The sequence below is a fragment of the Azospirillum sp. A23 genome (assembly GCF_042938965.1).
Classification (GTDB): domain Bacteria; phylum Pseudomonadota; class Alphaproteobacteria; order Azospirillales; family Azospirillaceae; genus Azospirillum; species Azospirillum melinis.
On record NZ_CP170664.1, the window covers coordinates 484961 to 507135 of the forward strand.

18 protein-coding genes and 1 riboswitch are annotated in these 22175 nt (G+C 67.6%); of the genes, 4 read left to right on the top strand and 14 right to left on the bottom strand.

The window, feature by feature from the left end; translation table 11 throughout:
- Positions 1-815: 815 nt before the first annotated feature.
- Complete coding sequence (hppD, locus tag ABNQ40_RS07650) at positions 816-1889, bottom strand: 4-hydroxyphenylpyruvate dioxygenase (protein WP_109049721.1); 1074 nt, start codon at positions 1887-1889, stop codon at positions 816-818.
- Positions 1890-2025: 136 nt separating this feature from the next.
- Between hppD and ABNQ40_RS07655 the strand changes: the two genes are divergently transcribed.
- Positions 2026-2505, top strand: coding sequence for an Lrp/AsnC family transcriptional regulator (locus ABNQ40_RS07655; protein ID WP_109049720.1), 480 nt, complete (start codon positions 2026-2028; stop codon positions 2503-2505).
- Positions 2506-2525: 20 nt separating this feature from the next.
- On the opposite strand, the gene ABNQ40_RS07660 is transcribed toward ABNQ40_RS07655, so the two are convergent.
- From ABNQ40_RS07660 to ABNQ40_RS07710, 11 genes are all read right to left on the bottom strand, one after another.
- On the bottom strand, positions 2526-3674 hold the full coding sequence (locus tag ABNQ40_RS07660) for a glycosyltransferase family 4 protein (RefSeq protein ID WP_109049719.1): 1149 nt from the start codon (positions 3672-3674) through the stop codon (positions 2526-2528).
- A 2-nt stretch (positions 3675-3676) separates the two neighbouring features.
- The gene (locus ABNQ40_RS07665) at positions 3677-4918 is read right to left on the bottom strand and encodes a glycosyltransferase family 4 protein (protein ID WP_109049718.1); all 1242 of its coding nucleotides are present in this window, start codon (positions 4916-4918) and stop codon (positions 3677-3679) included.
- Positions 4915-6210, bottom strand: a complete 1296-nt coding sequence (locus ABNQ40_RS07670) for a glycosyltransferase family 4 protein (protein WP_109049717.1) — start codon at positions 6208-6210, stop codon at positions 4915-4917. The genes ABNQ40_RS07665 and ABNQ40_RS07670 overlap by 4 nt, the downstream gene beginning before the upstream one ends.
- Positions 6211-6216: 6 nt before the next feature.
- Positions 6217-7182 (bottom strand): GDP-L-fucose synthase, encoded by a 966-nt coding sequence (locus ABNQ40_RS07675; RefSeq protein WP_109049716.1) that lies wholly within the window; start codon positions 7180-7182, stop codon positions 6217-6219.
- Between the two features lie 130 nt (positions 7183-7312).
- The gene (locus ABNQ40_RS07680) at positions 7313-8308 is read right to left on the bottom strand and encodes an NAD(P)-dependent oxidoreductase (RefSeq protein ID WP_109490915.1); all 996 of its coding nucleotides are present in this window, start codon (positions 8306-8308) and stop codon (positions 7313-7315) included.
- Positions 8309-8341: 33 nt separating this feature from the next.
- The gene (locus ABNQ40_RS07685; RefSeq protein WP_109049715.1) at positions 8342-9697 is read right to left on the bottom strand and encodes a nucleotide sugar dehydrogenase; all 1356 of its coding nucleotides are present in this window, start codon (positions 9695-9697) and stop codon (positions 8342-8344) included.
- A 407-nt stretch (positions 9698-10104) separates the two neighbouring features.
- Positions 10105-11568 carry a flippase gene (locus tag ABNQ40_RS07690; protein WP_109049714.1) on the bottom strand — a complete coding sequence of 488 codons (1464 nt, stop codon included), beginning with the start codon at positions 11566-11568 and terminating at the stop codon, positions 10105-10107.
- A gap of 87 nt (positions 11569-11655) precedes the next feature.
- The gene (locus ABNQ40_RS07695; RefSeq protein ID WP_247879764.1) at positions 11656-13860 is read right to left on the bottom strand and encodes a polysaccharide biosynthesis tyrosine autokinase; all 2205 of its coding nucleotides are present in this window, start codon (positions 13858-13860) and stop codon (positions 11656-11658) included.
- A gap of 1235 nt (positions 13861-15095) precedes the next feature.
- Positions 15096-15305 (bottom strand): addiction module protein, encoded by a 210-nt coding sequence (locus ABNQ40_RS07700; RefSeq protein ID WP_109049712.1) that lies wholly within the window; start codon positions 15303-15305, stop codon positions 15096-15098.
- Between the two features lie 179 nt (positions 15306-15484).
- A complete protein-coding gene (locus ABNQ40_RS07705) occupies positions 15485-16054 on the bottom strand; it encodes an ActR/PrrA/RegA family redox response regulator transcription factor (protein WP_109452816.1) in 570 nt (189 codons plus the stop codon).
- A 36-nt stretch (positions 16055-16090) separates the two neighbouring features.
- A complete protein-coding gene (locus ABNQ40_RS07710; protein ID WP_109049711.1) occupies positions 16091-17485 on the bottom strand; it encodes an ActS/PrrB/RegB family redox-sensitive histidine kinase in 1395 nt (464 codons plus the stop codon).
- A 63-nt stretch (positions 17486-17548) separates the two neighbouring features.
- On the opposite strand from ABNQ40_RS07710, the gene ABNQ40_RS07715 reads away from it, so the two are divergent.
- From ABNQ40_RS07715 to tenA, 3 genes are read left to right on the top strand one after another with little or no spacing between them, the layout of a single operon-like run.
- Positions 17549-18388: an ABC transporter ATP-binding protein gene (locus ABNQ40_RS07715; protein ID WP_247879763.1), complete on the top strand. Its 840-nt coding sequence runs from the start codon at positions 17549-17551 to the stop codon at positions 18386-18388.
- Entirely contained in the window at positions 18375-19214 is an 840-nt protein-coding gene (locus ABNQ40_RS07720; RefSeq protein ID WP_109049709.1) for an ABC transporter permease, read from the top strand. Before ABNQ40_RS07715 ends, ABNQ40_RS07720 begins: the two co-directional genes overlap by 14 nt.
- A 49-nt stretch (positions 19215-19263) precedes the next feature.
- On the top strand, positions 19264-19962 hold the full coding sequence (tenA, locus tag ABNQ40_RS07725; RefSeq protein WP_109049708.1) for a thiaminase II: 699 nt from the start codon (positions 19264-19266) through the stop codon (positions 19960-19962).
- A 21-nt stretch (positions 19963-19983) separates the two neighbouring features.
- On the opposite strand, the gene ABNQ40_RS07730 is transcribed toward tenA, so the two are convergent.
- Positions 19984-20562, bottom strand: a complete 579-nt coding sequence (locus ABNQ40_RS07730; protein WP_109049707.1) for a manganese efflux pump MntP family protein — start codon at positions 20560-20562, stop codon at positions 19984-19986.
- Between the two features lie 83 nt (positions 20563-20645).
- Positions 20646-20769: riboswitch (yybP-ykoY riboswitch) on the bottom strand.
- 26 nt (positions 20770-20795) lie between these two features.
- Positions 20796-22142, bottom strand: a complete 1347-nt coding sequence (gene guaD, locus ABNQ40_RS07735; protein ID WP_109049706.1) for a guanine deaminase — start codon at positions 22140-22142, stop codon at positions 20796-20798.
- Between the last annotated feature and the right edge of the window lie 33 nt (positions 22143-22175).

A 22175-nucleotide genomic window follows, 5' to 3' on the forward strand; every position in this document is an offset into this window, starting at 1 on the left:
TGGGCGATAGTGGGCAGGTGGGTCCGTCGCCAAGACCGCCTGCGCTTAACACCCGTAAAGGAAAATCGAAAGTGATGTTGAACACGGACTTCGGGGAACCCCTCGACAAGCTCTGCCCGAAGTGCGGGAGCGCAAACCTCGTCCACAGTGTGGAAACGCAGGCGGTCCGTTTCCCCTATGGACCAGGGGACGTTCTGATGGCGACCGTCGATGTTCGGGTCCCCGTTACCACGTGCGGTGCCTGTGGGGACGCCTGGACTGATGCCCGAGCAGAGAGCGTCCGGGAAGAAGCCGTTTTGCAGCGCCTTAATGAGTTGAAGGCCTGAGAGGACAGCCGCAACTGAGGCTGTATCGGGATCGCGGCCTTCGGAGGGTGGGTATATCGGTGGAGGGGCAGGGGAGGGCTGAGTGGGTTGCGGACGGATCGGACAGCGGCTGGTTGACGGCTGCCGGGATCGGCGCGTTTCGGTCGTCTCGAAGCCACCAGCCGGGCGGCTGGTGGTTCCTGCCTGAATGACTTCATGATGAAGCCCAGCACGACGTCGGTCCATTCCCGACACGGTGAGCGGCAATCGCTGCGGCCGAGGCCGCCGGTGCCGCTCACCAGTTCCAGTAAAGGAGCGTTCTCCATCCTAATCCCGCTGGTCTTCGCCTTCTTCGTCGCCGTTGCGGTGGCTCCGTCATAAGGCGACAAAAAACACATAAGTAGAATTATGGAAATAATTGACGCAAATCCGCCATTCTGAACGCAGAAACGCCGCCCGGTCGCAAGACCGGACGGCGTCCGAAAACCTGTCTATGAAAACATCTGACGCTCAGGCCGCGTTCTCGCTCAGCACGCCGCGGCGGATCTGGTCGAGTTCGATGGATTCGAACAGCGCCTTGAAGTTGCCCTCGCCGAAGCCCTCGTTGCCGATGCGCTGGATGATCTCGAAGAAGATCGGGCCGATGACGTTCTGGGTGAAGATCTGCAACAGCAGGCCCTGGCCCTCGGTCGGAGCGCCGTCGACCAGGATGCGGTTGGCCTGGAGGCGCTTCAGGTCCTGGTTGTGGCCCGGCACACGGGTATCGACGCGCTCGTAATAGGTGTCGGGCGTATCCTGGAACGGGGTGCCCATGCCGCGCATCGTCTCCACCGTGCGGACGATGTCGTTGGTGCCGAGCGCCACATGCTGGATGCCTTCGCCCTTGTAGTCGCGCAGATACTCGACGATCTGCGACTTGGTGTCGGCGGATTCGTTGATCGGGATGCGGATCTTGCCGCAGGGGCTGGTCATCGCCTTCGACCGCAGGCCGGTCAGCCTGCCCTCGATGTCGAAGTAGCGGATCTCGCGGAAGCCGAACAGGCGGGTGTAGAACTCGGCCCACTCCTCCATCCGTCCGGTGTGGACGTTGTGGGTCAGATGGTCGATGTAGGTCAGGCCGGCGCCCTGCGGATGCTGATCCACTCCCGGCAGCGGCACGAAATCGACCTCATAGATGCTGCCGCGGTCGGCATAGCGGTCGACGAGGTAGATCAGCGAATCGCCGATGCCCTTGATGGCGGGAATGTTGAGTTCCATGGCGCCGACGCGGGTCTCGACGCCCCAGGCGCCGAGGTCCAGCGCCCGGCGATAGGCGAAGGCGGCGTCGCCGACGCGAAAGGCGATGGCGCAGATCGACGGACCATGCTGGGCGGCGAAGTTGCGCGGGAAGCCCGACGGTTCGGCATTGACGATGAAATTCACGTCGCCCTGACGGTAGAGCGTCACATCCTTCGACCGGTGGCGGGCGATTGCCGTGAAGCCCAGCTGCTCGAACAGGCGGCCCAGCGCCACGGTGTCCGGCGCCGTGAATTCGATGAACTCGAATCCGTCGGTCTTCATCGGGTTGTCCCACATGTCGGCCATGATCGCCTCTCCCTTGGATCGTTCTGCGATCAGTATGCCGGACTGTCCGTGGAAATAGCTTTCAAAGTGAGGCGGGCACACCTATGATTTTGGGAGGATTTTTCGGTGTTCCGCCTGTGATCGGAGATTCTTGCCGTTGCCCGCCGCGCTATCGGAAATCGACATCAAAATCCTCGTCGCCTTGCAGGAGGATTCGCGCCTGACCGTGCAGGAGCTGGCCGATCGGGTCGGCACCTCGCCCTCCTCCTGCTGGCGTCGCCTGAAGTCGCTGGAGGAAACCGGGGTGATCCGCCGCTACACGGCGCTGGTCGATCCCAAGGCGGCGTCGGTCGGCGAGTGCGTCTTCGCCCATGTGACGCTGGACCGCCATTCCGCCGAGACCGCCGCCATCTTCATCGACGCGGTGCGCAAACGGCCGGAGGTTCTGGAATGCTACGCAGTGTCGGGCGACGCCGACTATCTGCTGCGGGTCGCGGTGCGGGCCATCGCCGACTACAACCGCTTTCTGGAAGAGTTCGTGTTCCAGCTGCCCTTCCAGGTCCGCATCCGCTCCAACTTCGCCCTGAAGGAAATCAAGTTCGAGACGGCACTGCCGTTGGGGGGCGGCGGGGCGTAAAGCCGCCCCGACCGTCTCCCCTACCCCGCCACGCGGCGCTTGGCCGGCACTGCGGCGGCTGCGGCGGCCGGGTGCGGGCCGGCGATGCGGTCCAGCAGCAGGTCCAGGCCGCTGCGGCTGGTCTCGAAGGCCACGCGCGCACGGGTCAGCGTCTGTGCCGAGGCGGAGGCGAGCGCCTCGCGGTCGTCGGCCCAGGCCGACAGGATCGGCAGGGCCGCCTTCACGAAGTCGGCATTCTGCGGCACCAACCCGTCGGCCGGGATGTCGGAACCGATGCAGCCGCGCTCATAGGCCAGCACCGGCACGCCGGCGGCCATCGCCTCGAACAGCACCAGCGGCTGCGCCTCGTTGCGGTAGCGGGTCGGGAAGACGAAGACGTCGATGTCGCGGTAGAAGGCCTCCTTGGCCTCGCCATGGACCGGGCCGTGATACTCGACCGCCCCGTCGAAGGCCATCAGCCCGGCGGCGATCATCGCGTTGTCCTTCGGCTTCAGCCCCGGACCGGCCAGCACCAGCCTGGCGTCCACCCCCTCGAGTTGCAGGGCGCGCAGCAGGGCGAACAACGTGTCCAGCCCCTTCTCGCTGCACAGGTTCGACAGATGGCCGATGCGCAGGGGACCGTCGCGCCGCGAACGCGGGAGGACGCCGGGAGCCGAGAAGATGGCGTTCGACATGGTCATGCAGGTGCGTGCCGCCGGATAGATCGACTGGAAGCGCATCTGCATCGCCGGGCACAGCAGGACATGGGTGCAGTCGCTGCCGGCGACGCGGGTCAGCAGCCGCATCCGCCAGGTCGGCTTGGAGATGGTGGCGAAGGAGTGATGGTGCAGCACCCGCTCATAGCCGAACAGCCGCGCGGTCCCGGCCAAGGCGGCGGTGTAGAGCGCGCCCCAGCCCGAATCCACCGGCATGTAGAAACGGCGGTCCTGCTTGCGCAGCCCGGCGGCGAGCCGGCCCATGGTGCCGAACACCCGCGTCATCTTGCGCAGATGGTAGACGGCGCCGCCGCCGTTCCAACCGGGCGACAGGTCGGCGACCTCCACGCGGCCGCGCCCCCGCATGCGGTCCTGCAGACGCTCCAGCACCAGGGCCGTCACCCGGCTCATCCCGTCCACCGGCGGCGGCAGGCGCCCGGAGACGACCACATGGGTGCGCGCGTTCCGTTCCATCGTCAACTCCCGGTCAGTGCCGCTCCGGTCGACCGGCCATGCTGGCCACCCTCCGGGTCGGCGGAATAGTCGGACACATAGTCCGTGTCCGCGCTGCGCTCCGCCTTCGGGCCGCCCAGCGCCACCACGGCCTTCTCCACCGACAGGGCGAAGAAGCTGGCGTCGGCCAACGCCTGGAAGGGCCGCCCGTTCAGGCTCAGGCGGCGCCACTCATCCTCGTCGCCCGCAACCGACAGCATGTAGCGCGCCAGCCCCTCGGGGTTGTCCGGCTCCACGATGTGGCCGTTCAACCCGCTGCGGATCAGCACGTCGCGCGCCCCGCACTGGTCGGACAGGATGGTCGGAACGCCCATGGCGAGGGCCTCGTTCACCACCAGACCGAACTGCTCCTCCAGCGACGGCAGAAGCAGGCAGAGCGTCGACCCCAGCGTCTCGGCGATCCCCTTTTCCTGCAGGAAGCCGCGGAAGACGATCGACCCGTCCAGCCCGCGCCGCGTCACCTCGGCCCGCAGCTCCGCCTCCAGCGGACCGGATCCGCAGAGGTGGAGCGGTCGGGCGGCGGGACCGGCCAGCCGCCGGTAAATGTCATAGGCTTCGACCGCCCGGAACAAGTTCTTCTTCGGGACGAACCGCGCGATGATGGTGAAGTGGCGGTCGGCGAAGGGTACTCCCCCAGGGGCCGGTTCCATCCCGGACAGGCGGCGGATGCGGTCCAACGACAGCGTGTCGTACCCGATGTAGAGCCGGTCCTTCGGGAGTCCCAACAGACGGAAGTAATCCACCGTGCGGTGGCTGCCGCCGATCCCCGCCTGATAGGGGGAGTAGAAGACGCTCTTGACCATTTCGCGCCACAGGATGCGCGGCTTGTCGTCGTATTTGGAGGCGTTCATGTTGATGACCTTGCGGCCCATCAGCCGCATGGTCAGGGCGAGCGCGAAGACGTCCGGGTCCTCGTAATGGCAGAGGAAGACATAGCGGGCGTCGGCGTTGCGGCATTCGCGCAGCAGGGCGCGGTAGACCGCGGCCTTCGACAGGTCGGCCTTCGACTGTCCGGGGAACAGGGTGATCTTGCGGAAATTCTGCCCCGTCCCGGTCGAATCCCAGGCGTAGGTGTGCGACTTCGACCCGACCTCCAGCCCGATCACATCGTAGACATGACCCAGCCGACGGCCGACCGCTTCCAGCCGGTCCATGTGGTAGGGGCCGAACATCTCCCAACTGAAGACCAGCGCGGGCTTCTTCATGCTGCCTCTCCCAACAGAAGGCGGGCGTAGCGGTCGAGCGCCACGGCGCGGGTGGCGTTCGCCTCGACCCAGGCGCGGCCACGGCGGCCCATGGCGGTGGCGCGGGCGGGGTCCGACAGCAGGGCCGCCACCGCCTCGGCCATCGCGCGCGGCTCCTCCGGCGGGGTGCACAGGAAGGCGCCGACCTGCGCCTCCAGTGTGGCGAGCGCCGATCCCGGCAGGCAGGTGCTGACGAAGGGCCGGCCGGCGGCGAGGATGGTCACCGCCTTGCCGGGCATGGCGAAGGCCGCCCCCTCGGGCCGCTGGGGCACGAGATGGACGTCGCCCTCCGCCATCGCCTCGTTCAGCTGGTCCTTGGGCGCCAGCGGCTGGAAGATCACGTTGCCGAGCCCCATGGCGCGGGCACGCGACTTCAGCTCCTCCTCCAGCCCGCCCTGGCCACGCATCTTGATGCGGGCCTGCGGCATCAGCTCGGCCAGATGACCGGCCATGTCCAGCACCTGCTCCAGCCCCTGCTTGCGGGCGAAGGCACCGCTGTAGAGTGCCGTCGGCGGCTGGTCGGGGCGCGGCAGCGGGTGGACCGCGTCGGCATCGACATGGGGCGGGATCACATGGATCGGCCGGGTGACGCCCAGCTCCTCCAGCACGCCGCGCATCGGCTCCGACAGCACGACGATGGCGTCGGCCCGGTTCAGCGCGGTGCGCTCCATGGCGCGGATCGCCTTGACCGCCGCCTTGCCGCCCATGCCCAGCGCCCCGGCAAGGCCCGACTGGATGTCATGGACGATGGCGACGTGGCGGCCGCCCGGCGCCTTGAAGCGGTTGGCGATGGCCACCGACAGGATCGACGGGCAGAGCGACAGCACGGCGGCGTGCCGCCCGACCCGGCCGCGGGTGCGGGCGGCGGCGAAGCCGGCGTGCAGGACGCCCTCGTGGATCAGCCGGGCCTTCATGCCGCCGCCGGCCGGCGGGATGGTGTGCAGGCGCTCGATCAGCACGCCCTCCACCGTCTTGCTGTCCTGCGACCCGTCGGCGTAGCCGTCATAGACCGTGTTGCCGGGATAGTTGGGACGCGCGGTCAGCACCGTGGTCTCGGCCCCGGCCGCCGCGAAGGCGGTGGCGAGGTCGGTCATCATCGGCGCGCTGCCGGCCGGTTCCGGCCAATAGCTCTGCGCCACGAGCAGCAGTTCTTCCGGCACGGGCACCCCCGCCAGGGAGGGCGCGCCCGCTGAAGCCTTGGAAGCCGGCCGGTCGAAAACCGGCGGCCGCAGATGGATGGAATCGTCCGGCATCGGGCGTTACTCCGCTGCCTGCTTGGGGACTTGTCGACGCTCTGGAGCGGCATTCTCCAGGAACCAGTCGTAGGTGCGGCGCAGCCCCTCCTCCAGCGACACCTTCGGGCGCCAACCGGTGGCGAGCAGGCGCGACACGTCCATCAGCTTGCGCGGGTGGCCGTCGGGCTTGCTCAGATCGTGGGTCAGCGTGCCGGTGTAGCCGACGGTGTCGCGGATCAGTGCTGCGAGGTCGGCGATGGCGATGTCGTCGCCGGGGCCGACATTGATGATCTCCCCGCTGTCGTAATGGTCCATCAGATGCAGGCAGGCGTCCGCCATGTCGTCGACATAGAGGAACTCGCGCCGCGGCGTGCCGGTGCCCCACAGGGTGACCGTCGGGTCGCCGGCCACCTTGGCATCGTGGAAGCGCCGGATCATGCCCGGCAGCGCATGCGAGGTCTCGGGCTCGAAATGGTCGCCGGGGCCGTACAGGTTGGACGGCATGGCGCAGATGGCGTTGAAGCCGTACTGGCGCCGGTAGGCCTGGCACATGGTGATGCCGGCGATCTTGGCGACGGCGTAGGGCTTGTTGCTCGGCTCCATCTCGCCGGTCAGCAGCGCCTCTTCCTTGATCGGCTGCTCGGCATGCTTGGGATAGAGGCAGGAGGAGCCGAGGAACAGCAGCTTGCTAACGCCGGCGCGCCAGGCGGCGTCGATGACGTTGTTCTGGATCAGCAGGTTGTCGCGGATGAAATCGCCGCCGAAGCGGTCGTTGGCGAGGATGCCGCCCACCTTCGCCGCGGCCAGGATCACCTGTTCGATGCCCTCGCGGTCGAAAAAGGCGCGCACCGCCGCCTGATCGGTCAGGTCGAGCTGCGACCGGTCGCGGATCACGAGGTCGGTATGCCCGGCCTCGGTCAGCCGCCGCAGAATGGCGGATCCGACGAGTCCCCGGTGCCCGGCGACGAAGATGCGGCTGTTGCGGTCCATGCGGGCCGTCTCCTTAAGATCTTGTGCGAACGAATGCCTCATCGGCCGTCATCCCCAGGAAGGCGGAAGTCCGCATTCACAGGGGTGACGGATGGGAGCGCGACCACCGGTCACGCCCCCTGATGACGCCCTACTCCGCCGCCTGCCCCATGCGCCCCAGATCGGCACGGGCGCGCTCCGCGTACCACTCGACCACGCCGGGCAGGCCGGCGGAGAGCGGGATGCGCGGGGTGAAGCCCAGCGCGGTCAGCTTGGCGATGTCGGGGCTGCGGCGGTCGGTGCCGCCGGGGGCGGCGGGGCCGGGCATCACCTGGGCCTCGCGGCCGAGGCAGGCGACCGTCTGGCGGGCGAGGTCGGCGATGGTGACCTCCTCCGGGTTGCCGACATGGTAGATGCCGAGATGCTCGCCCTTATCGACCACCGTCACGATGCCGTCGATGGCGTCGTCGATGTGGACGAAGGCGCGGGTCTGGCGGCCGTCGCCCTGGATCTTGAAGGGCACCGTGCCGCTCGGGTGGCCGGCGATGGCCTCCACCGCGCGGCGGGAGAATTCCGGCACCACATGCTCCCAGCCCATGTCGGGGCCGTAGACGTTGTGCGGACGGAAGATCGCCACGCGGTCGAAGCCGCTGCGGCCCCAGTTGACGGCCAGCAGTTCCGAGATCAGCTTGGAGCCGCCATAGCTGTAGCGGGCGTTCAGCACGTCCGGCACCACCAGCGGCACATCCTCCGGCGTCGGCACCATCGGCGGGGTCTGGTAGGCTTCCGAGGAGGAGGCGACGACCAGGTCGCCCACGCCGTCGGCGCGGCAGGCGTCCAGCACGTTCAGCATGCCGCGTACGCCGACGTCCAGCACCACTTCCGGCTTCTCGTAGAAATGCTTGGTTCCGTTGACGGCGGCCAGGTGAAGCACGCCGTCGACGCCGCGCACCGCCCCGCGCACGGCGTCAGCGTCGCGGATGTCGCCTTGGACGAATTCCACGTCGTCGAGCACGCCGGCCAGCCGCCCGGTATGCCCGCGCGAGTTGTCGTCCAGCACGCGGACGCGGTGGCCGTCACGGACCAGACGGTGGACCAGGGCGGCGCCGATGAAGCCGCTGCCGCCGGTGACGAGATAGTGTTTCATGTCGGTCAAATTCCTCTTCACGCCCGGATATCGTCAGGCCACATGCGCGTAGCGGGCGGCGCCATGGCTGCCGAGCGCCACGTAGGCGGTGCCGTCCGGCAGGTCGACATCGCGGCTGTTGAAGTTGTTCCAGAAGTCGTAGATCACGCCCGGACGATCCATCCGCTGGGCCAGATCCGGCAGCGGCATGGAGGTGAAGACCGGGTGGTTGTTGAGGATCACCGCCAGATTGGCGCCGGACACCGCCTCAGCCATGTTGGCCGCCGGCTCCAGCCCGAAGGAGCGGATGTCATCGGGGCGCACCACGGCGTCGAAGCCGCGCAGCCGGGCGGTCGGGAAGCGCTGGCGCAGCTCCTCCAGCACCGGCTTGGCCATCGTGCCACGCAGATCGTCGGTCGCCGGACGGCCCTTGAAGGCGAGGCCCATCAGGCTAATGGTCGGCACCTCCGGGAAGCCCTGCATCGAATTGGCGAGCTTGCCGAGGAAGTCGGCGACCTCGACCGGCTGGCTTTCGTTGACCAGACGGCCGGCGGCGGTGATCGCCATCTCGACGCCGACCTCGCGCGCCGCCTCGATCAGGATATGGGGATCCTTCTCAAGGCAGGGGCCGCCGACCGGGCCGGGCAGCGGCAGGTTGGTGCGCGGATAGCCCAGCTTGCCGGCACGCGCCACCTCGACCGCCGAGATCTCCATGGCGTTGCACAGCTTGGCAATTTCGTTGGAGAAGGCGAAGGTGACGTCGCGGTAGGTGTTGTCGACCAGCTTGATCAACTCCGCCGTCTCCAGGGTGGAGACCTTGACGGTGGTCGGCGTCAGGAAGCCGAAGATCTGCGCCGCACGGGTGGCGACGTCCAGGCTTTCGGCGCCGATGATCTGCGGCAGCTGGTTCAGCTCCAGCAGCGCCTGCCCTTCCAGGGTGCGCTCCGGGCAGAAGGCGATGTCGAACTTCTTGCCGGTGGCGCGCAGGATCGGCGCCACGACGTTGCGGGTGGTGCCCAGCTTCACGGTGGAGCGCAGGATGACCAGGTCGCCGTCATGCAGGCTGCCGGCGACCTGACGGGTCGCCGCCTCGATCATGTCGGTGCGGACCCGGCCATCCTTGCTGAGCGGCGTGCCGACCGTGATGATGAAGACGCTGGCCTTGCTGCAATCCTCCTGGCTGCGGCTGAAGGTCAGCCGGCCGCGTGCGATGACGTGGCGCAGCTTCTCCGTCAGGCCCGGCTCGTGGAAGTGCGGGTTGCCCTGACCGAGCTTGTCGAGCACGTCCTGCCGCACCTCGACCCCGTGCACCTGGAAGCCGGCGTCCGCCATCGCGACCGCCAGCGTCAGGCCGACATAGCCGAGCCCGAGGACGCAGACGTTACGATCGGAAAAAGTCTTGGGAAGCATCGTCGCTCCTGCGGTTTGCTGAGGCCCCGCCACCGGCGGCGGGTTGCCGAGAGTTTGGAGACGCCCCGCGTGCCATGCCCTGTTGCCAAGCATGCAGACGGAGAAACCTCGAAATTCGAAATTGTTTTCTTGTTGTGACTTCGCCGTGACGATGAAGTACCTCGTTACCGGCGTTGTGCAGCGCGAAGTGTTTCAGAAATCACCGTCCGATGAAAAGACCATGATTGCAGATCTCAGCCGTATTAATGGTACTAACCCTCGCCGGGGCCAAATGAATGCTTGGAGGCACCAACAGAGACGTTCGAAAGTGGTGCAATAGGCGCATTCCGTTCCTGCTGCCGGTATCCCTCGACCCGGCCTTGCAGAATTGAGGGTTGAACCATCCATCCAGCCACGACCCGCCCCTCTCAGGCCGTGGCGCTGGTCAGCCGCCGCAGCCGTTTCAGGTGGACCAGCCCCGTCAGCACGGCCATCGCCGCATAGACCGCGACCATCGCCACGCTGCCGGCAACGAAATGCACCAGCGCCGGCAACCGGTCGAACAGCGGGGCGGCGAAGCTGTCGAGCGCGAGCGCCGCGGCTATGGCCGCGCCGGCGCACAGCAGAGCCCGCGCGGCGATCCCGCCATACAGCTCTCCGACCGTCTGCCGGTGGATCCAGGCGATGGCGACGGTGGCGGCCAGTTCCGCGGTAAAGGTCGCCATCGCGGCGCCCTCGATGCCGTAGCGGGGGATCCACCAGATGTTCAGCAGGGCGTTCAGCGCGCCGCCCGACAGCATGGCGACCATGTAACCGGTCTGCCGGTGCCAGACGAGCAGCGGATTGCCCAGGATCATGTTGGCGTAGACCACCGCCGAGGCCAGCATCAGCAGGCGCAAAGCCAGCGTCGCCGGGGCGTAGGCGTCGCCGAACAGCGTGCCGAGGATGGACGGCGCCAGGGCGAAACCGCCGGCGATGACCAGCCCGCCGACCGCCAGCATGACGCCGGCATAGGCCCGCATCCGGTCGCGCATCGGGCCGAGCTCGCCATAGGCGGCGGCCAGCTGCGGCAGGAAGGCGTTCATCACGATGTTGCCGACCAGATTGGCCAGGGTCTGGATCTTCACCGCCGCGCTGTACCAGCCGACCTCGGTGTGCGGAGCCAGGAAACCCAGCATCACCACGTCGAGATGGGTGAAGATCGCCCAGGCGAAGACACCGACCGCCATCGGCGTCGCCGCCGTCAGGATCTCGCGCCACACCTTCAGGTCGACCCTGGGGCGCAGATGGCCGAAGTCGCGGCGGAAGCGGCCGATCATCACCAGCGCGTTGACGGTGATGGAACCGCCGGTGATGGCGGCTGCGGTGATGGCGTCCTCAGGCCCACGCACCAGCAGGAAGACGAGAAGCATCGAGCCGATGGAGGTGCCGATCTCGCGCGTGGCGATCACCCCCATCTTCTCGGTCGCCTGATAAACAAAGTCGAGGACCAAGGCGTTCCCGAGCAACTGGACCGCCTGCACCAGAAGAACCGCCTTCACCTCCATCGGTTTGTCCAGCGAGAGGACGAAGGCCGCGTAGAGGACGCCGACCACCAGGGCCAGCACGGTGCGCAGGGTCAGCACATGTTCCGACAGTTCGGCCGCCCGCTCGCGGTGGTCGTCCTGCTCGCGATTTCTCGCGATTTCACGGATTGCATAAGTTGACAGGCCCATGTTCACGAACAGCGCCGCATAGGCCATCAGCGAAGTGCCGAAGCCCAGCACGCCGAAACTGTCCGGTCCCAGAACCCGCGCGGTCCAGGCCGCGGTGACCAGCCCGCTCGCCATCGTCGCCGTTTTCGCGGCGGCAAGGGCGCGGATGTTCCGGAAGATGCGGTGTCCAGCGGACATTCATGGGCTCTTCGGTGGTTGATAGAATCGTGACGCACTGCGCAAAAGATCCTCGGCCGGCTTTCGGCCGGCCGAGGGGGCCTTTCCTCAGTTCGCGTAGTAGCGGCGGTAACCGTGGTAACGCCCGCTGTCCGGGAACTCGTACTGGGCATGGCGCCGGGTATCGACCTGACTGAACAGGACGCCGACCACCTCGCCGCCGGCCTCGATCACCTCCTTCAGGCCGGCCATCGCGGTGCCGCGCTTGGTCATGCCCCAGCGGACGATGAAGACGGTCTGGTCGGCAAGCGCCGCCAGCAGCTTGCCTTCCGACACCGCCAGCACCGGCGGCGAATCCAGCACGATGCGGTCATAATTGACCGACAGGCGCGACAGCAATTGATGCATGCTGGACGAACCGAGCGTGTCCTGCGGCAGCGTCCGGCCATGACCGGCGGAGATGACGTGCAGGCCGGTGCGCGGATCGACCTGGATCACCTCCTCCAACGTCGCGGTTCCGGCCAAGACCTCCGACAGGCCGCGGTTGTTGGGCATGCCCAGCATCTCGTGCAGGCACTTCCGCCGCAGGTCGCAGTCGACCAGGATCGTCCGCTGGCCGGCGTTGGCGCAGGTGCGGGCGAAGGCCGCGGCGACGGAGCTCTTGCCCTCGCCCGGAACCGAGGAGCTGAACAGGATCACCCGGTGCCGCCCGTCCGGATTGGCGAGCAGCAGCGAGGTGCGCAGGTTCTGCATCGATTCCGCGAAGGCGGAGATCGGCTTGTCCACCACATAGGCGGCCGGCGACCCGCCGAAGCGCGGGATGCGCGGCACGATGCCGAGGCTGCGGACGCCGGTCGCCGTCTCGAACTGGTGCGGGCTGCGGAATCCGCTCTCGGCCCGTTCGCGCAGCATGGCCAGCAGCACGCCCAGCGTGCCCGACGCCACCAGCGCCAGCAGCAGGATCAGCTTGCGGTTCGGCTGCGACGGGTCGAGCGGGATCGAGGCCTCCGACACGATGCGGGCGTCGGGCTGGCGCATGTCGTTCTGCGTCGCGATCTGCTGCGAACGGGTCAGCAGTGCCTCGTACATCGACTGGGCAGTGGTGGCGTCGCGCTCCAGCGTGCGCAGGCCGACGGTCGCCTGCTGCTGCTCGTTCTGCTTGGCCTCGGCCTGGTCCAGGCTGGCCTTCAGCCCCTGCTCGCGGCCCTTCGCCAACTCCACCTCGTTGCTGAGGTTGGAGACGATCTTGCCGACATCGGACTTGATCTGGCCTTGCAGGTCGCGCAGCTGGCTCTGCAGCGCCTGCAGCATCGGGTGCTTGCTGCCGTAGCGGTTGGTGGCGTCGGCGATCTGGCGCTGCAGATCGACCTCGCGCTCGCGCAGGGCCTGGATCAGCGGCGAGCCCATGACATCGCCGACCGCCGAGGCGCCGCGCGGCGAATTCGCCATGGCGGTGACGTCGCGCAGCTTGGTCTCCGCCTCCTGCCGCTTGGTGCGGGCCAGGATATAGTCGGCGTTCAGCTGGCTCAGCTGCTGGCCGACCACCGTGCTCTCGTTGTTGGACGAGGTGGTCAGGCCATGCTGGGTCCGGTACTTCTCCACCGCGTCGCCGCTGGTCTGCGCTTCCCGGCGCAGGTCGGTCAGCCGCTCCTCCAGCCACTGGGTGGCGCGCTTGGACGCCTTGAACTTCTCGTCGAGCTGGTCGACCAGATAGAGGTCGGCCATGGTGTTGGCGATCAGCGACGATTTGCGCGGATCCTCGCTGTCGAAGCTGACGGCGATGACATAGGAGCGCCCCTGCGGACGCACCGACGTGTTGTCGAGCACGGCGTTGACCACGGAGGTCAGGTGGTTGCGCTCGATCTCCTCCGGCGACAGCGGCACGCCGCTGGACGCCTTCCAGCTGTCGGGGATCCAGTTGCGCGGGTTCAGAGCCGACACCCATCCGGGGGGCGGCGGACGCAGCGAGGCATTGAACTCCGGATCGTTCATCAGCTTGAGCTTCGCCACCACCTTTTCGGCGAAGGCCGGCGACTTCAGGATCGCGACCTCGCTCTGCAGCGCGCTGATGTCGGGGGTCATGTCGGACACCACCCCCTCGAAGTTGAGGACGGTGTTCTTCCGGTGCTCCACCATGATGAGCGTTTCGGCGGTGTAGAGCGGCGTCATCCGGAAGGCGACCAGGGCCGCCAACCCGGTGCCGACCACGATCACCGTACCGATCAGCAGCTTGTGCCGCCGCAACAACCCCGTGGTCCGGCGCACCGCGCTGGCGGCGCTTGTCGACAGATCGTACGAAATGCCGGGCGACATGGACCCGGGGCCCCGCCGAGACTCAGGGTTGTTGCGTCGGGGTTGTTCCTGAAGTTCCTGGGTGGCCAAAGGGTCCTCCTCGCGTAACGACCAGAAAGCGCGGCCATAGGACCATCCGTTTGCCCGATCCTTCCTTCCGGGCAGCGGATGCTGTCCGGTGGGCAGGCTCGGCGGTTCGTCCGATTGGCTGAAACGCAGTGTTAGTCCAGCCGTTGCATCGGCCATCCAGTGCATGCGGCGAGCAATGGGCGCGCAGTGGGTAGCCTTCCTGACCCTGTTGCAGTGCAGTATGAACCGTCGATGCAGGTCGGGGGATAATGGGGGTTACCCGGAAGGACAGGTTGCCAGACGTTCGATCGCACCGGCCGGCCTGCGGGCAAACCCGTGATTTTTCCTGGTGCCGACGACGCTGTGACCGGTTACGAGGACCCATCCCGGCAACGCCGGACACACGGCGACGTTCCGCGCCGGAACGGTTCCGCGCCGTTCCGGCTGCCGTTGTCACACTTTCCCGACGATTTTAGAGGGTGCGGCCCACCGGTGAATGATGCCGGGCACCGGGTGCCGAACCATGATTCCCCGCGTCGGATCGTGGGCGCCGGACAGACCGAATTCCCGATCCCGACTTGCGGCAGATTGTTCTGTACACGTATTTTTATGCTATAACGGATACTGAGAAAGGTATAGAGTAGTTATGTCTTTTGGACGGAGATTGCGTCATGCCATACCGTCAGGAATCCGCCACCGTCAGCGCGATCAGGTTGATCCGCGACCATAGCCGTACGTGTCACAATCTTTCCGCCCGGGAGGTTCTGCTCCGGGTCGAACGGCGGATGATCGAATTTCTTGAAGATTGCCCTGCCCTGCCGACGTGCAATTGACGCCCGGCTGAGCGACAGGACGACCCATCGCGTCCCGATGACCGACAGGGGGCGAGCCGGACGCTATGTCCGGCTTTGCCAGCGTGACGGATCACGGCTGGTATGGGCACAGGCAATCATGAAGACGGCAGCCGCTTCCACGCGGAAATAAAGCGCATAGGGGAAACGGCGGACCAAGGCCCGGCGGGAGTTGGTATGAACCAACGGGAACTGAAACGGGCTCTGCCCGATCCGCATCACTGCCGTCGACTGCGGCAAAGAAGCGGTCGCCCAGACCGAAGGCGCGGCTGTCGTACCAAGCCTGGGCGTCACGCAGGTCCGTCTCCGCTTCGGGCAGAAAGAAAACCGGGAGGCTCACGCGTCGCGCTGCCTCACTCGAGCGCGCACCGTCTCCCATGGAACCGCATGTGCGCTGGTCTCGGAGAAGCTGGAGTTGCGCCGGTCGAGTTCGGCCCTCATGCCCGCCGTCAGCGGAATGTCGGCGTCTTTGAGGCTATCCAGCAAATCCTCCGCCAGTTCCAGGCGCTCCTGCGGTGAAAGATGACTGAAGTCGATCCTGGACATGGCCTCGTCTCTCCTGTGCAATTTGAAGATGGCACTGCCGAACGAGCCTGTCGAGGAATGCCAAAGCGATCTCTCCCCATGCCTCCAACACGAACGGCAAGCACCGCTACCCGACATGCGAACGGCCCGCTCCCGATCCGGGGCGGGCCGTTCGCATGTTCGACCTGAACCGTGCCGGCTCAGGCGCGCGGGGCGTGCTTGTTCAAGATTCGCTGGAGCGTGCGGCGGTGCATCTTCAGGCGGCGCGCGGTTTCCGACACGTTGCGGTCGCACTGTTCGAAGACGCGCTGGATGTGTTCCCAGCGGACGCGGTCGGCCGACATCGGGTTTTCCGGCGGCTGGGGCAGCGGGCGGCCGTCGGCCAGCAATGCTGATTCCACCGCGTCGGCGTCGGCTGGCTTCGGCAGGTAATCGACGGCGCCGGCCTTCACCGCGGCGACGGCGGTGGCGATGTTGCCGTAGCCGGTCAGCATGACGACACGGGCGTCGGGACGGGCGTCGCGCAGGGCGGATACCACGTCCAGCCCGTTGCCGTCGCCCAGACGCAGATCGACCACCGCGAAGGCGGGTGCCGATTCCTGCGCCACCTCGATGCCGAGCTGGACGCTGTCGACCGCGACGACGTTGAAGCCGCGCTTCTCCATGGCGCGGGCCAGCCGCGTGCGGAAGGGGGCGTCGTCGTCGACGATCAGGAGGCTGCGGGTGACGTCGCCAGTGAATGTCAGTTTGACGGCATCGCCCGACAGCAGGTCATCGGATGTTTTGAGGGTGTCCACCGTGAAACCTCATTTCTTGGCGTTGATGGTCTTCCAGCGCACGGAAATCCGCGCACCGGTTCCGCCCTGATTGGAGTGCCCGCCGGCGGCCTGATCAGCGGGCGGCGCGCCGTCCGGCGGATTGTTGGTGTAGCGCACGGTCGCGCCGGTCTTTTCCAGCAGCGTCTGCGCGATGAAAATGCCGAGGCCCATATGCCCGCCGCCCGCCTGCCCCTTGGGGCCGGAGCGCTCGCCGCGCACCGACAGGTACGGCTCGCCGATGCGGCCCAGCAGATGGGACGGGAAGCCCGGGCCGTCGTCCATCACCGTGATGGTGACGGAGCAGCCGTCCCAGGCGGCGGCGACCGTCACCTTGTGGCGGGCGAACTGGTGGGCGTTCTGGATGAAGTTGCCGATGCCGTGGATGATCTCCGGGCTGCGGCGCAGGAAAGGCTCCTCCGCCTCGCCGACCGGGTGCGGTTCCACGGCGAACTGGATATGGCCGAGACGGTGCGGGGCGGCGGCAGCCTCGATCAGCGCGGTCAGCGGCAGCCGTTCGAACGGATCGCCGCCATCGGCCTCCGGCTTGCGCGCCAGATCGGCCAGGATCTCGCGGCAGCGCATCACCTGGCTTTGCAGAAGCTCGACATCCTCGCCATAGGGGCTGTCCGGCGGCAGGTCGCGCGCCAGTTCCTTCGCCACCACGGCGATGGTGCCGAGCGGCGAGCCCAGTTCGTGCGCGGCGGCGGCGGCGAGCGCGCCGAGCGCGCCCAGCCGCTGTTCGCGGGCAAGCGCCACCTGCGAGGCGGCGAGCGCATCGGCGAAGCGCCGCGCCTCCGCGGCGACGCGGAAGACGTAGCCGGCGATGAAGACCGACGACACCGTCAGCGACAGCCAGACGCCGAAGGCATAGAGCGGCGCCATCGAGCGCACCGGCTCCTCCCACGGCAGCGGGAAGTGCCAGAGGGCGAGCGCCGTCAGGCAGATCAGGTTCAGCCCGGTCAGCAGCACCGTGCTGTAGCGCGACAGGATGGCCGCACCCACGGTCATCGGCGCCAGCAGCAGGATGGCGAAGGGGTTGCTCAACCCGCCGGTGAGATAGAGCAGCAGCGTCAGCTGCAGCATGTCGTAGCTGAGATACAGCGCCGCGTCGCGGTCGGCCAGCCGCAGCCGGCCGCCGCGCTGGGTCATCGCCACCACGTTCAGCAGGGCCGACGCGCTGATGGCGGCCAGCACCGGCCCCAGCGGCAGCGGGAAGCCCAGCCCGAGATTGACGAAGGTCACCGCGGCCAGTTGCCCGAGCACGGCGACCCAGCGGATCAGGATCAGCGTGCGCAGCGTGATGCGGCCGTCGGGCTGCGCCCAGTGCGGCGGCGCCGGGGAGGCCGGGACCGGTGCGGTCAGCGCGCTGGCGAGCGTCACCATGATCCTTGTCTCCGGACGGCATGCCCCTGGCGGTTGCGGCGCTTGCCGCCATATTCTGTGCCCATGACCGAACGAACCATCCCACAGCAGCAGCCGGCCACACCCGCCATTCCCCCGGCCATCGCCCCCGCCATCCGGGCGGAGAGGCTGACCAAGCGCTTCCCCACCCCGGACGGGCGGGACGTAACGGCGGTCGACGCCATCGGCTTCACCGTGCCGCGCGGCAGCGTCACCGGCCTTCTCGGCGGCAACGGCGCGGGCAAGACGACGACCATCTCGATGCTGCTGGGGCTGTTGCTGCCGACGGCCGGGACAGTGGAGATCCTGGGCGTCGACATGGCGCGCCATCGGCATGCCGTGCTTCCGCGCATGAACTTCTCCTCCCCCTACGTCGAACTGCCCCATCGGCTGACGGTGCGGGAGAACCTTACCGTCTATGCCCACCTCTACGGTTTGACATGCGTCAAAAAGCGCGTCCAAGAATTGGCTGAGCATCTTGACCTGTCGCGTTTTCTGGATCGGCCGTCGGGCGGACTGTCGGCGGGGCAGAAAACCCGCGTGGCGTTGGCCAAGGCTTTGCTGAACGACCCCGAGCTTCTGCTGCTGGACGAGCCGACGGCGTCGCTCGATCCCGACACCGCCGATTGGATCCGGACCTACCTCGAACGCTACCGGCTGCGCACCGGCGCCACCATCCTGCTTGCCTCCCACAACATGCTGGAGGTGGAGCGGCTGTGCGACGGCGTGCTAATGATGCGGCAGGGGCGGATCGTCGATCGCGGCGCGCCGTCGGCCCTGCTCGCCCGCTACGGCCGTCAGACGCTGGAGGAGGTCTTCCTCGACATCGCCCGCGCCTCCGACGACCGCATCCTGACCGGGGAGACAGCCGATGCAGCCGAATGAGGGGACGATTCCACGCGCGGATTTCTCGCTGCGCCGGGTCGGCGCCATGGTGCTGCGCTACTGGTATCTTCTGCGCGGGTCCTGGCCGCGTATCCTGGAGCTGGCCTACTGGCCGACCATGCAGATGATCCTGTGGGGCTACATCAACCAGTTCATGGCCTCATCCAGCGGCGGCGGCAGCGGCTGGGTGGCGCAGGGCGCCGGCGTGCTGGTCAGCGCGGTTCTGCTGTGGGACGTGCTGTTCCGCGGCCAGCTCGGCGTCTCCATCTCCTTCCTTGAGGAAATGTGGTCGCGCAACCTCGGCCATCTGTTCGTCAGCCCGCTCCGCCCCGGCGAATGGGTGACAGCGCTGATGACCATGAGCCTGCTGCGCACCCTGATCGGCGTGCTGCCGGCGGCGGGGCTGGCGATTCCCTTCTTCGGCTATTCGGTCTTCGCGCTGGGCCTGCCGCTCGCCGCCTTCTTCGCCAACCTGATCGTGCTGGGCTGGTCGTTGGGGTTGCTGATCGTGGCGCTGATCCTGCGCTACGGCATGGGGGCGGAGGGGCTGGCCTGGATCGTCGTCTTCATGCTGGCCCCGGTCAGCGCGGTCTATTACCCGGTGTCGGTCCTGCCGGCCTGGCTCCAGCCGGTGTCGCTCGCCCTGCCGTCCGCCCATGTGTTCGAGGGCATGCGGGCGCTGGTGTTCGACGGCACGCTGCGCTGGGACCATCTGGCCTGGGCGGTCGGGCTGAACATGGTCTACATGGCGGGCGGCATCGCCGTGTTCCTCTACGCCTTCCACCAAGCGCGGGTGCGCGGTGCCTTGCTGCAAACCGGCGAATAGCGGGTAGAGTGTCGGTCCAGATTCGTCAGCGACACCGGAGACCGCCGCCATGACCCCGCCCACCGCCGCCGGCCCTGCCACCCCCGACCTGTTCGACCGGCTCGTCGCCGGGGCGCGGCCGGACTGGTCGGCCTATGTCGACCATGCCTTCGTGCGCGGGATGGGCGACGGCACGCTGCCGCAGGAATGCTTCCGTCATTATCTGGTGCAGGATTATTTGTTCCTGATCCATTTCGCCCGCGCCTATGCGCTCGCCATCTACAAGGGCCGCGACCTGCGCGAGATGCGGGCCTCGCTGAACGGGCTGAAGGCGATCCTCGACATGGAGATGGACCTGCATGTCGGGCTGTGCGCCGGCTGGGGCCTGCCGGCCGCCGAGCTGGAACAGGCGGCGGAGTCCAAGGCGACGATGGCCTACACCCGCTATGTGCTGGAAACCGGCTTGCGCGGCGACCTGCTGGATCTGCATGTCGCGCTAAGCCCCTGCATCATCGGCTATGGCGAGATCGGCCGCCGGCTGGCTGCCCTGCCGGGCGCGCTCGACGACGCCAACCCCTATCGCGTCTGGATCGCCGAATATGCCGGCGAGGCCTATCAGGAGGTGGCGCGGGGGGCACGGGAGAATTTGGACCGGCTGGCCGCCGACGGCATGACCGAAGCGCGCTTCCCCCGGCTGCTGACCATCTTCCGGCAGGCCAGCCGGCTGGAGGCGGATTTCTGGGAAATGGGGATGACGCTGGCGGGGTGAGAGGGGAGCCTCGGCGCCTCCTCACCCCATCGTGTGCTCCAGCAGGATCTTCGTGCCCAGCCCGATCAGCACGACGCCGCCGGCCATTTCCGCCCAGCGCCCCAGATGGTTGCCGGCGGCCTTGCCGATCAGCACGCCGCCGAAGGCCACGGCGAAGGTCACCACGCCGATCAGCGCCGAGGTCGTCACCATGTCGACATCGACCAGCGCCAGCCCCGCACCCACAGCGGCGGCGTCGATGCTGGTGGCGACGGCGGTGGTCAGCAGGGCCAGCCATTCGGCGCGCACGCTGCGCACCGGGCCGCAATCCTCCTCGCCCTCATCTTCGCCGTCCATGATGGCGTTGCGCAGCATCGCGCCGCCGACCGCCAGCAGCAGGCCGAAGGCGATCCAGTGATCGACCGATTCCACCAGGCTGGCGAAGGCGATGCCGATGCCCCAGCCGACCAGCGGCATGGCGAACTGGCAGACGCCGAAGGCGGCACCCACCCGCACCGCTTCCGGCAAACCGGCACGGCGCGAACAGGCCCCGCGGCCGAGAGCGGCGGCGAAGCTATCCATCGAAAGGCTGAAAGCGAGCGCGAGGGACGTGGCGATCATGGCTATTCCCGGGCCAGACAACACAGTGGAATCGGGCGGACTCCGGCTGGCCGCGGAGATGTCCGATCCACTGGTCTCGCCGGGTCGACCCTCTGGTCGCCGTGCGCGCCATGGCGGTAACGGCCGGAGGCCGGAACCATCCAAGTCTGTTGACGCGAACCCCACCGGATCACTGCCGGCGGGTGGCTACTCCCCAATGACGGCGGAAGTCCTACAGGGACTAGGGGCTTGGGTCAAGCGCCGGTTTGCCGCAGGTGCGAATTGCGGCCGCGCAGGTAGGTGGCGGCCACCGAACGGTCGTCGCCCAGCGTCACCTGGATGAACAGCTCCTCCTCCAGATCGCCGTCCACCGCCTTCATGCGATGTCGCATAGCCGGCGTCGCGGCGGGGTCGAGCACAACGAGGTCGGCCCAGCGGCCGGGCTCCAGGCTGCCGATCTCGTCGGCCATGCCCAGCGCCTCGGCATTGCCGCGGGTCATCCAGTGCAAGGCGGCGAGCGCCGGCAGGTTCTGCCGCCGCAGTTGCAGCACCTTGTAGGCCTCCGCCGCCGTGCGCAGCATGGAATAGCTGGTGCCGCCGCCGACATCGGTGGCGATGGCGGTGCGCACCGGCCGCTCCGGCTTCGACAGGGCGTCAAGGTCGAACAGGCCGCTGCCGATGAACAGGTTGCTGGTCGGGCAGAAGACGGCGACCGACCCGCTTTCCGACAACCGGGCCATCTCCGCGTCCGACAGATGGATGCAGTGGCCAAACAGCGAGGTCGGCCCCAGCAGTCCGAAGCGGTCGTAGACGTCGGTGTAGTCGCGTGCGCCGGGGAACAGGCGGCCCACCTCGGCGATCTCGTCGGTGTTCTCCGAAAGGTGGGTCTGCATGTGGACGCCGGGATGCTCGCGCAGCAACGCGCCGGCGGCCTCCAGCTGCGCTTCCGTCGAGGTGATGGCGAAGCGCGGCGTCACGGCATAGCGCTGCCGCCCGGTCCCATGCCAGCGGCCGATCAGGTCCTTGCCGTCGCGGTAGCTGCAGTCGGCCGTGTCGGTCAGGGCGGCGGGCGCATGGCGGTCCATCATCACCTTGCCGGCGATCAGCCCGGCACCACGCGCCTCGGCCTCCGCGAACAGGGCATCGACCGACTGCGGGTGGACCGAACCGTAGACCACCGCCGTGGTCGTGCCGTTGCGCAGCAGCTCGTCCATGAAGAAGGATGCGTTGGCGGCGGCATGGGCCGGGTCGGCGAAGCGCTGCTCCTCGATGAAGGTGTATTTCTCCAGCCAGTCGAGCAGCTGGGCGCCGTAGGAGGCGATGACCTGGGTCTGCGGGAAATGGATGTGGGTGTCGATGAAGCCGGGCAGCACCAGCTTGCCGCTGTGGTCGTCGACCGTCACCCCGTCCGGAACCCGGCCGCGCAGGTCGGCCCAGTCGCCGGTCTCCAGAATCCGCCCATCCGCCCCGACCAACAGCAGCCCGTCCTCACGATAGGTCAGGCAATCGAGATCGCCCGGCCCGGCGGGCGGGCGATGGAAGCTGAGCAGGCGCCCGCGGATGGCGGCGGAAACGGGGGCAGCGATAGACTGGTCGGGCATGGGGGTCCGGTTCGATGGAGTGCTGTGAGGGAG

Bases quoted from the DNA above. Each gene is read 5' to 3' on its own strand.
- hppD (WP_109049721.1), bottom strand. From the start codon at position 1,889: ATGGCCGACATGTGGGACAACCCGATGAAGACCGACGGATTCGAGTTC.
- ABNQ40_RS07660 (WP_109049719.1), bottom strand. From the start codon at position 3,674: ATGGAACGGAACGCGCGCACCCATGTGGTCGTCTCCGGGCGCCTGCCG.
- ABNQ40_RS07665 (WP_109049718.1), bottom strand. From the start codon at position 4,918: ATGAAGAAGCCCGCGCTGGTCTTCAGTTGGGAGATGTTCGGCCCCTAC.
- ABNQ40_RS07670 (WP_109049717.1), bottom strand. From the start codon at position 6,210: ATGCCGGACGATTCCATCCATCTGCGGCCGCCGGTTTTCGACCGGCCG.
- ABNQ40_RS07675 (WP_109049716.1), bottom strand. From the start codon at position 7,182: ATGGACCGCAACAGCCGCATCTTCGTCGCCGGGCACCGGGGACTCGTC.
- ABNQ40_RS07680 (WP_109490915.1), bottom strand. From the start codon at position 8,308: ATGAAACACTATCTCGTCACCGGCGGCAGCGGCTTCATCGGCGCCGCC.
- ABNQ40_RS07685 (WP_109049715.1), bottom strand. From the start codon at position 9,697: ATGCTTCCCAAGACTTTTTCCGATCGTAACGTCTGCGTCCTCGGGCTC.
- ABNQ40_RS07690 (WP_109049714.1), bottom strand. From the start codon at position 11,568: ATGTCCGCTGGACACCGCATCTTCCGGAACATCCGCGCCCTTGCCGCC.
- ABNQ40_RS07695 (WP_247879764.1), bottom strand. From the start codon at position 13,860: ATGTCGCCCGGCATTTCGTACGATCTGTCGACAAGCGCCGCCAGCGCG.
- ABNQ40_RS07700 (WP_109049712.1), bottom strand. From the start codon at position 15,305: ATGTCCAGGATCGACTTCAGTCATCTTTCACCGCAGGAGCGCCTGGAA.
- ABNQ40_RS07710 (WP_109049711.1), bottom strand. From the start codon at position 17,485: ATGGTGACGCTCGCCAGCGCGCTGACCGCACCGGTCCCGGCCTCCCCG.
- ABNQ40_RS07715 (WP_247879763.1), top strand. From the start codon at position 17,549: ATGACCGAACGAACCATCCCACAGCAGCAGCCGGCCACACCCGCCATT.
- ABNQ40_RS07720 (WP_109049709.1), top strand. From the start codon at position 18,375: ATGCAGCCGAATGAGGGGACGATTCCACGCGCGGATTTCTCGCTGCGC.
- tenA (WP_109049708.1), top strand. From the start codon at position 19,264: ATGACCCCGCCCACCGCCGCCGGCCCTGCCACCCCCGACCTGTTCGAC.
- ABNQ40_RS07730 (WP_109049707.1), bottom strand. From the start codon at position 20,562: ATGATCGCCACGTCCCTCGCGCTCGCTTTCAGCCTTTCGATGGATAGC.
- guaD (WP_109049706.1), bottom strand. From the start codon at position 22,142: ATGCCCGACCAGTCTATCGCTGCCCCCGTTTCCGCCGCCATCCGCGGG.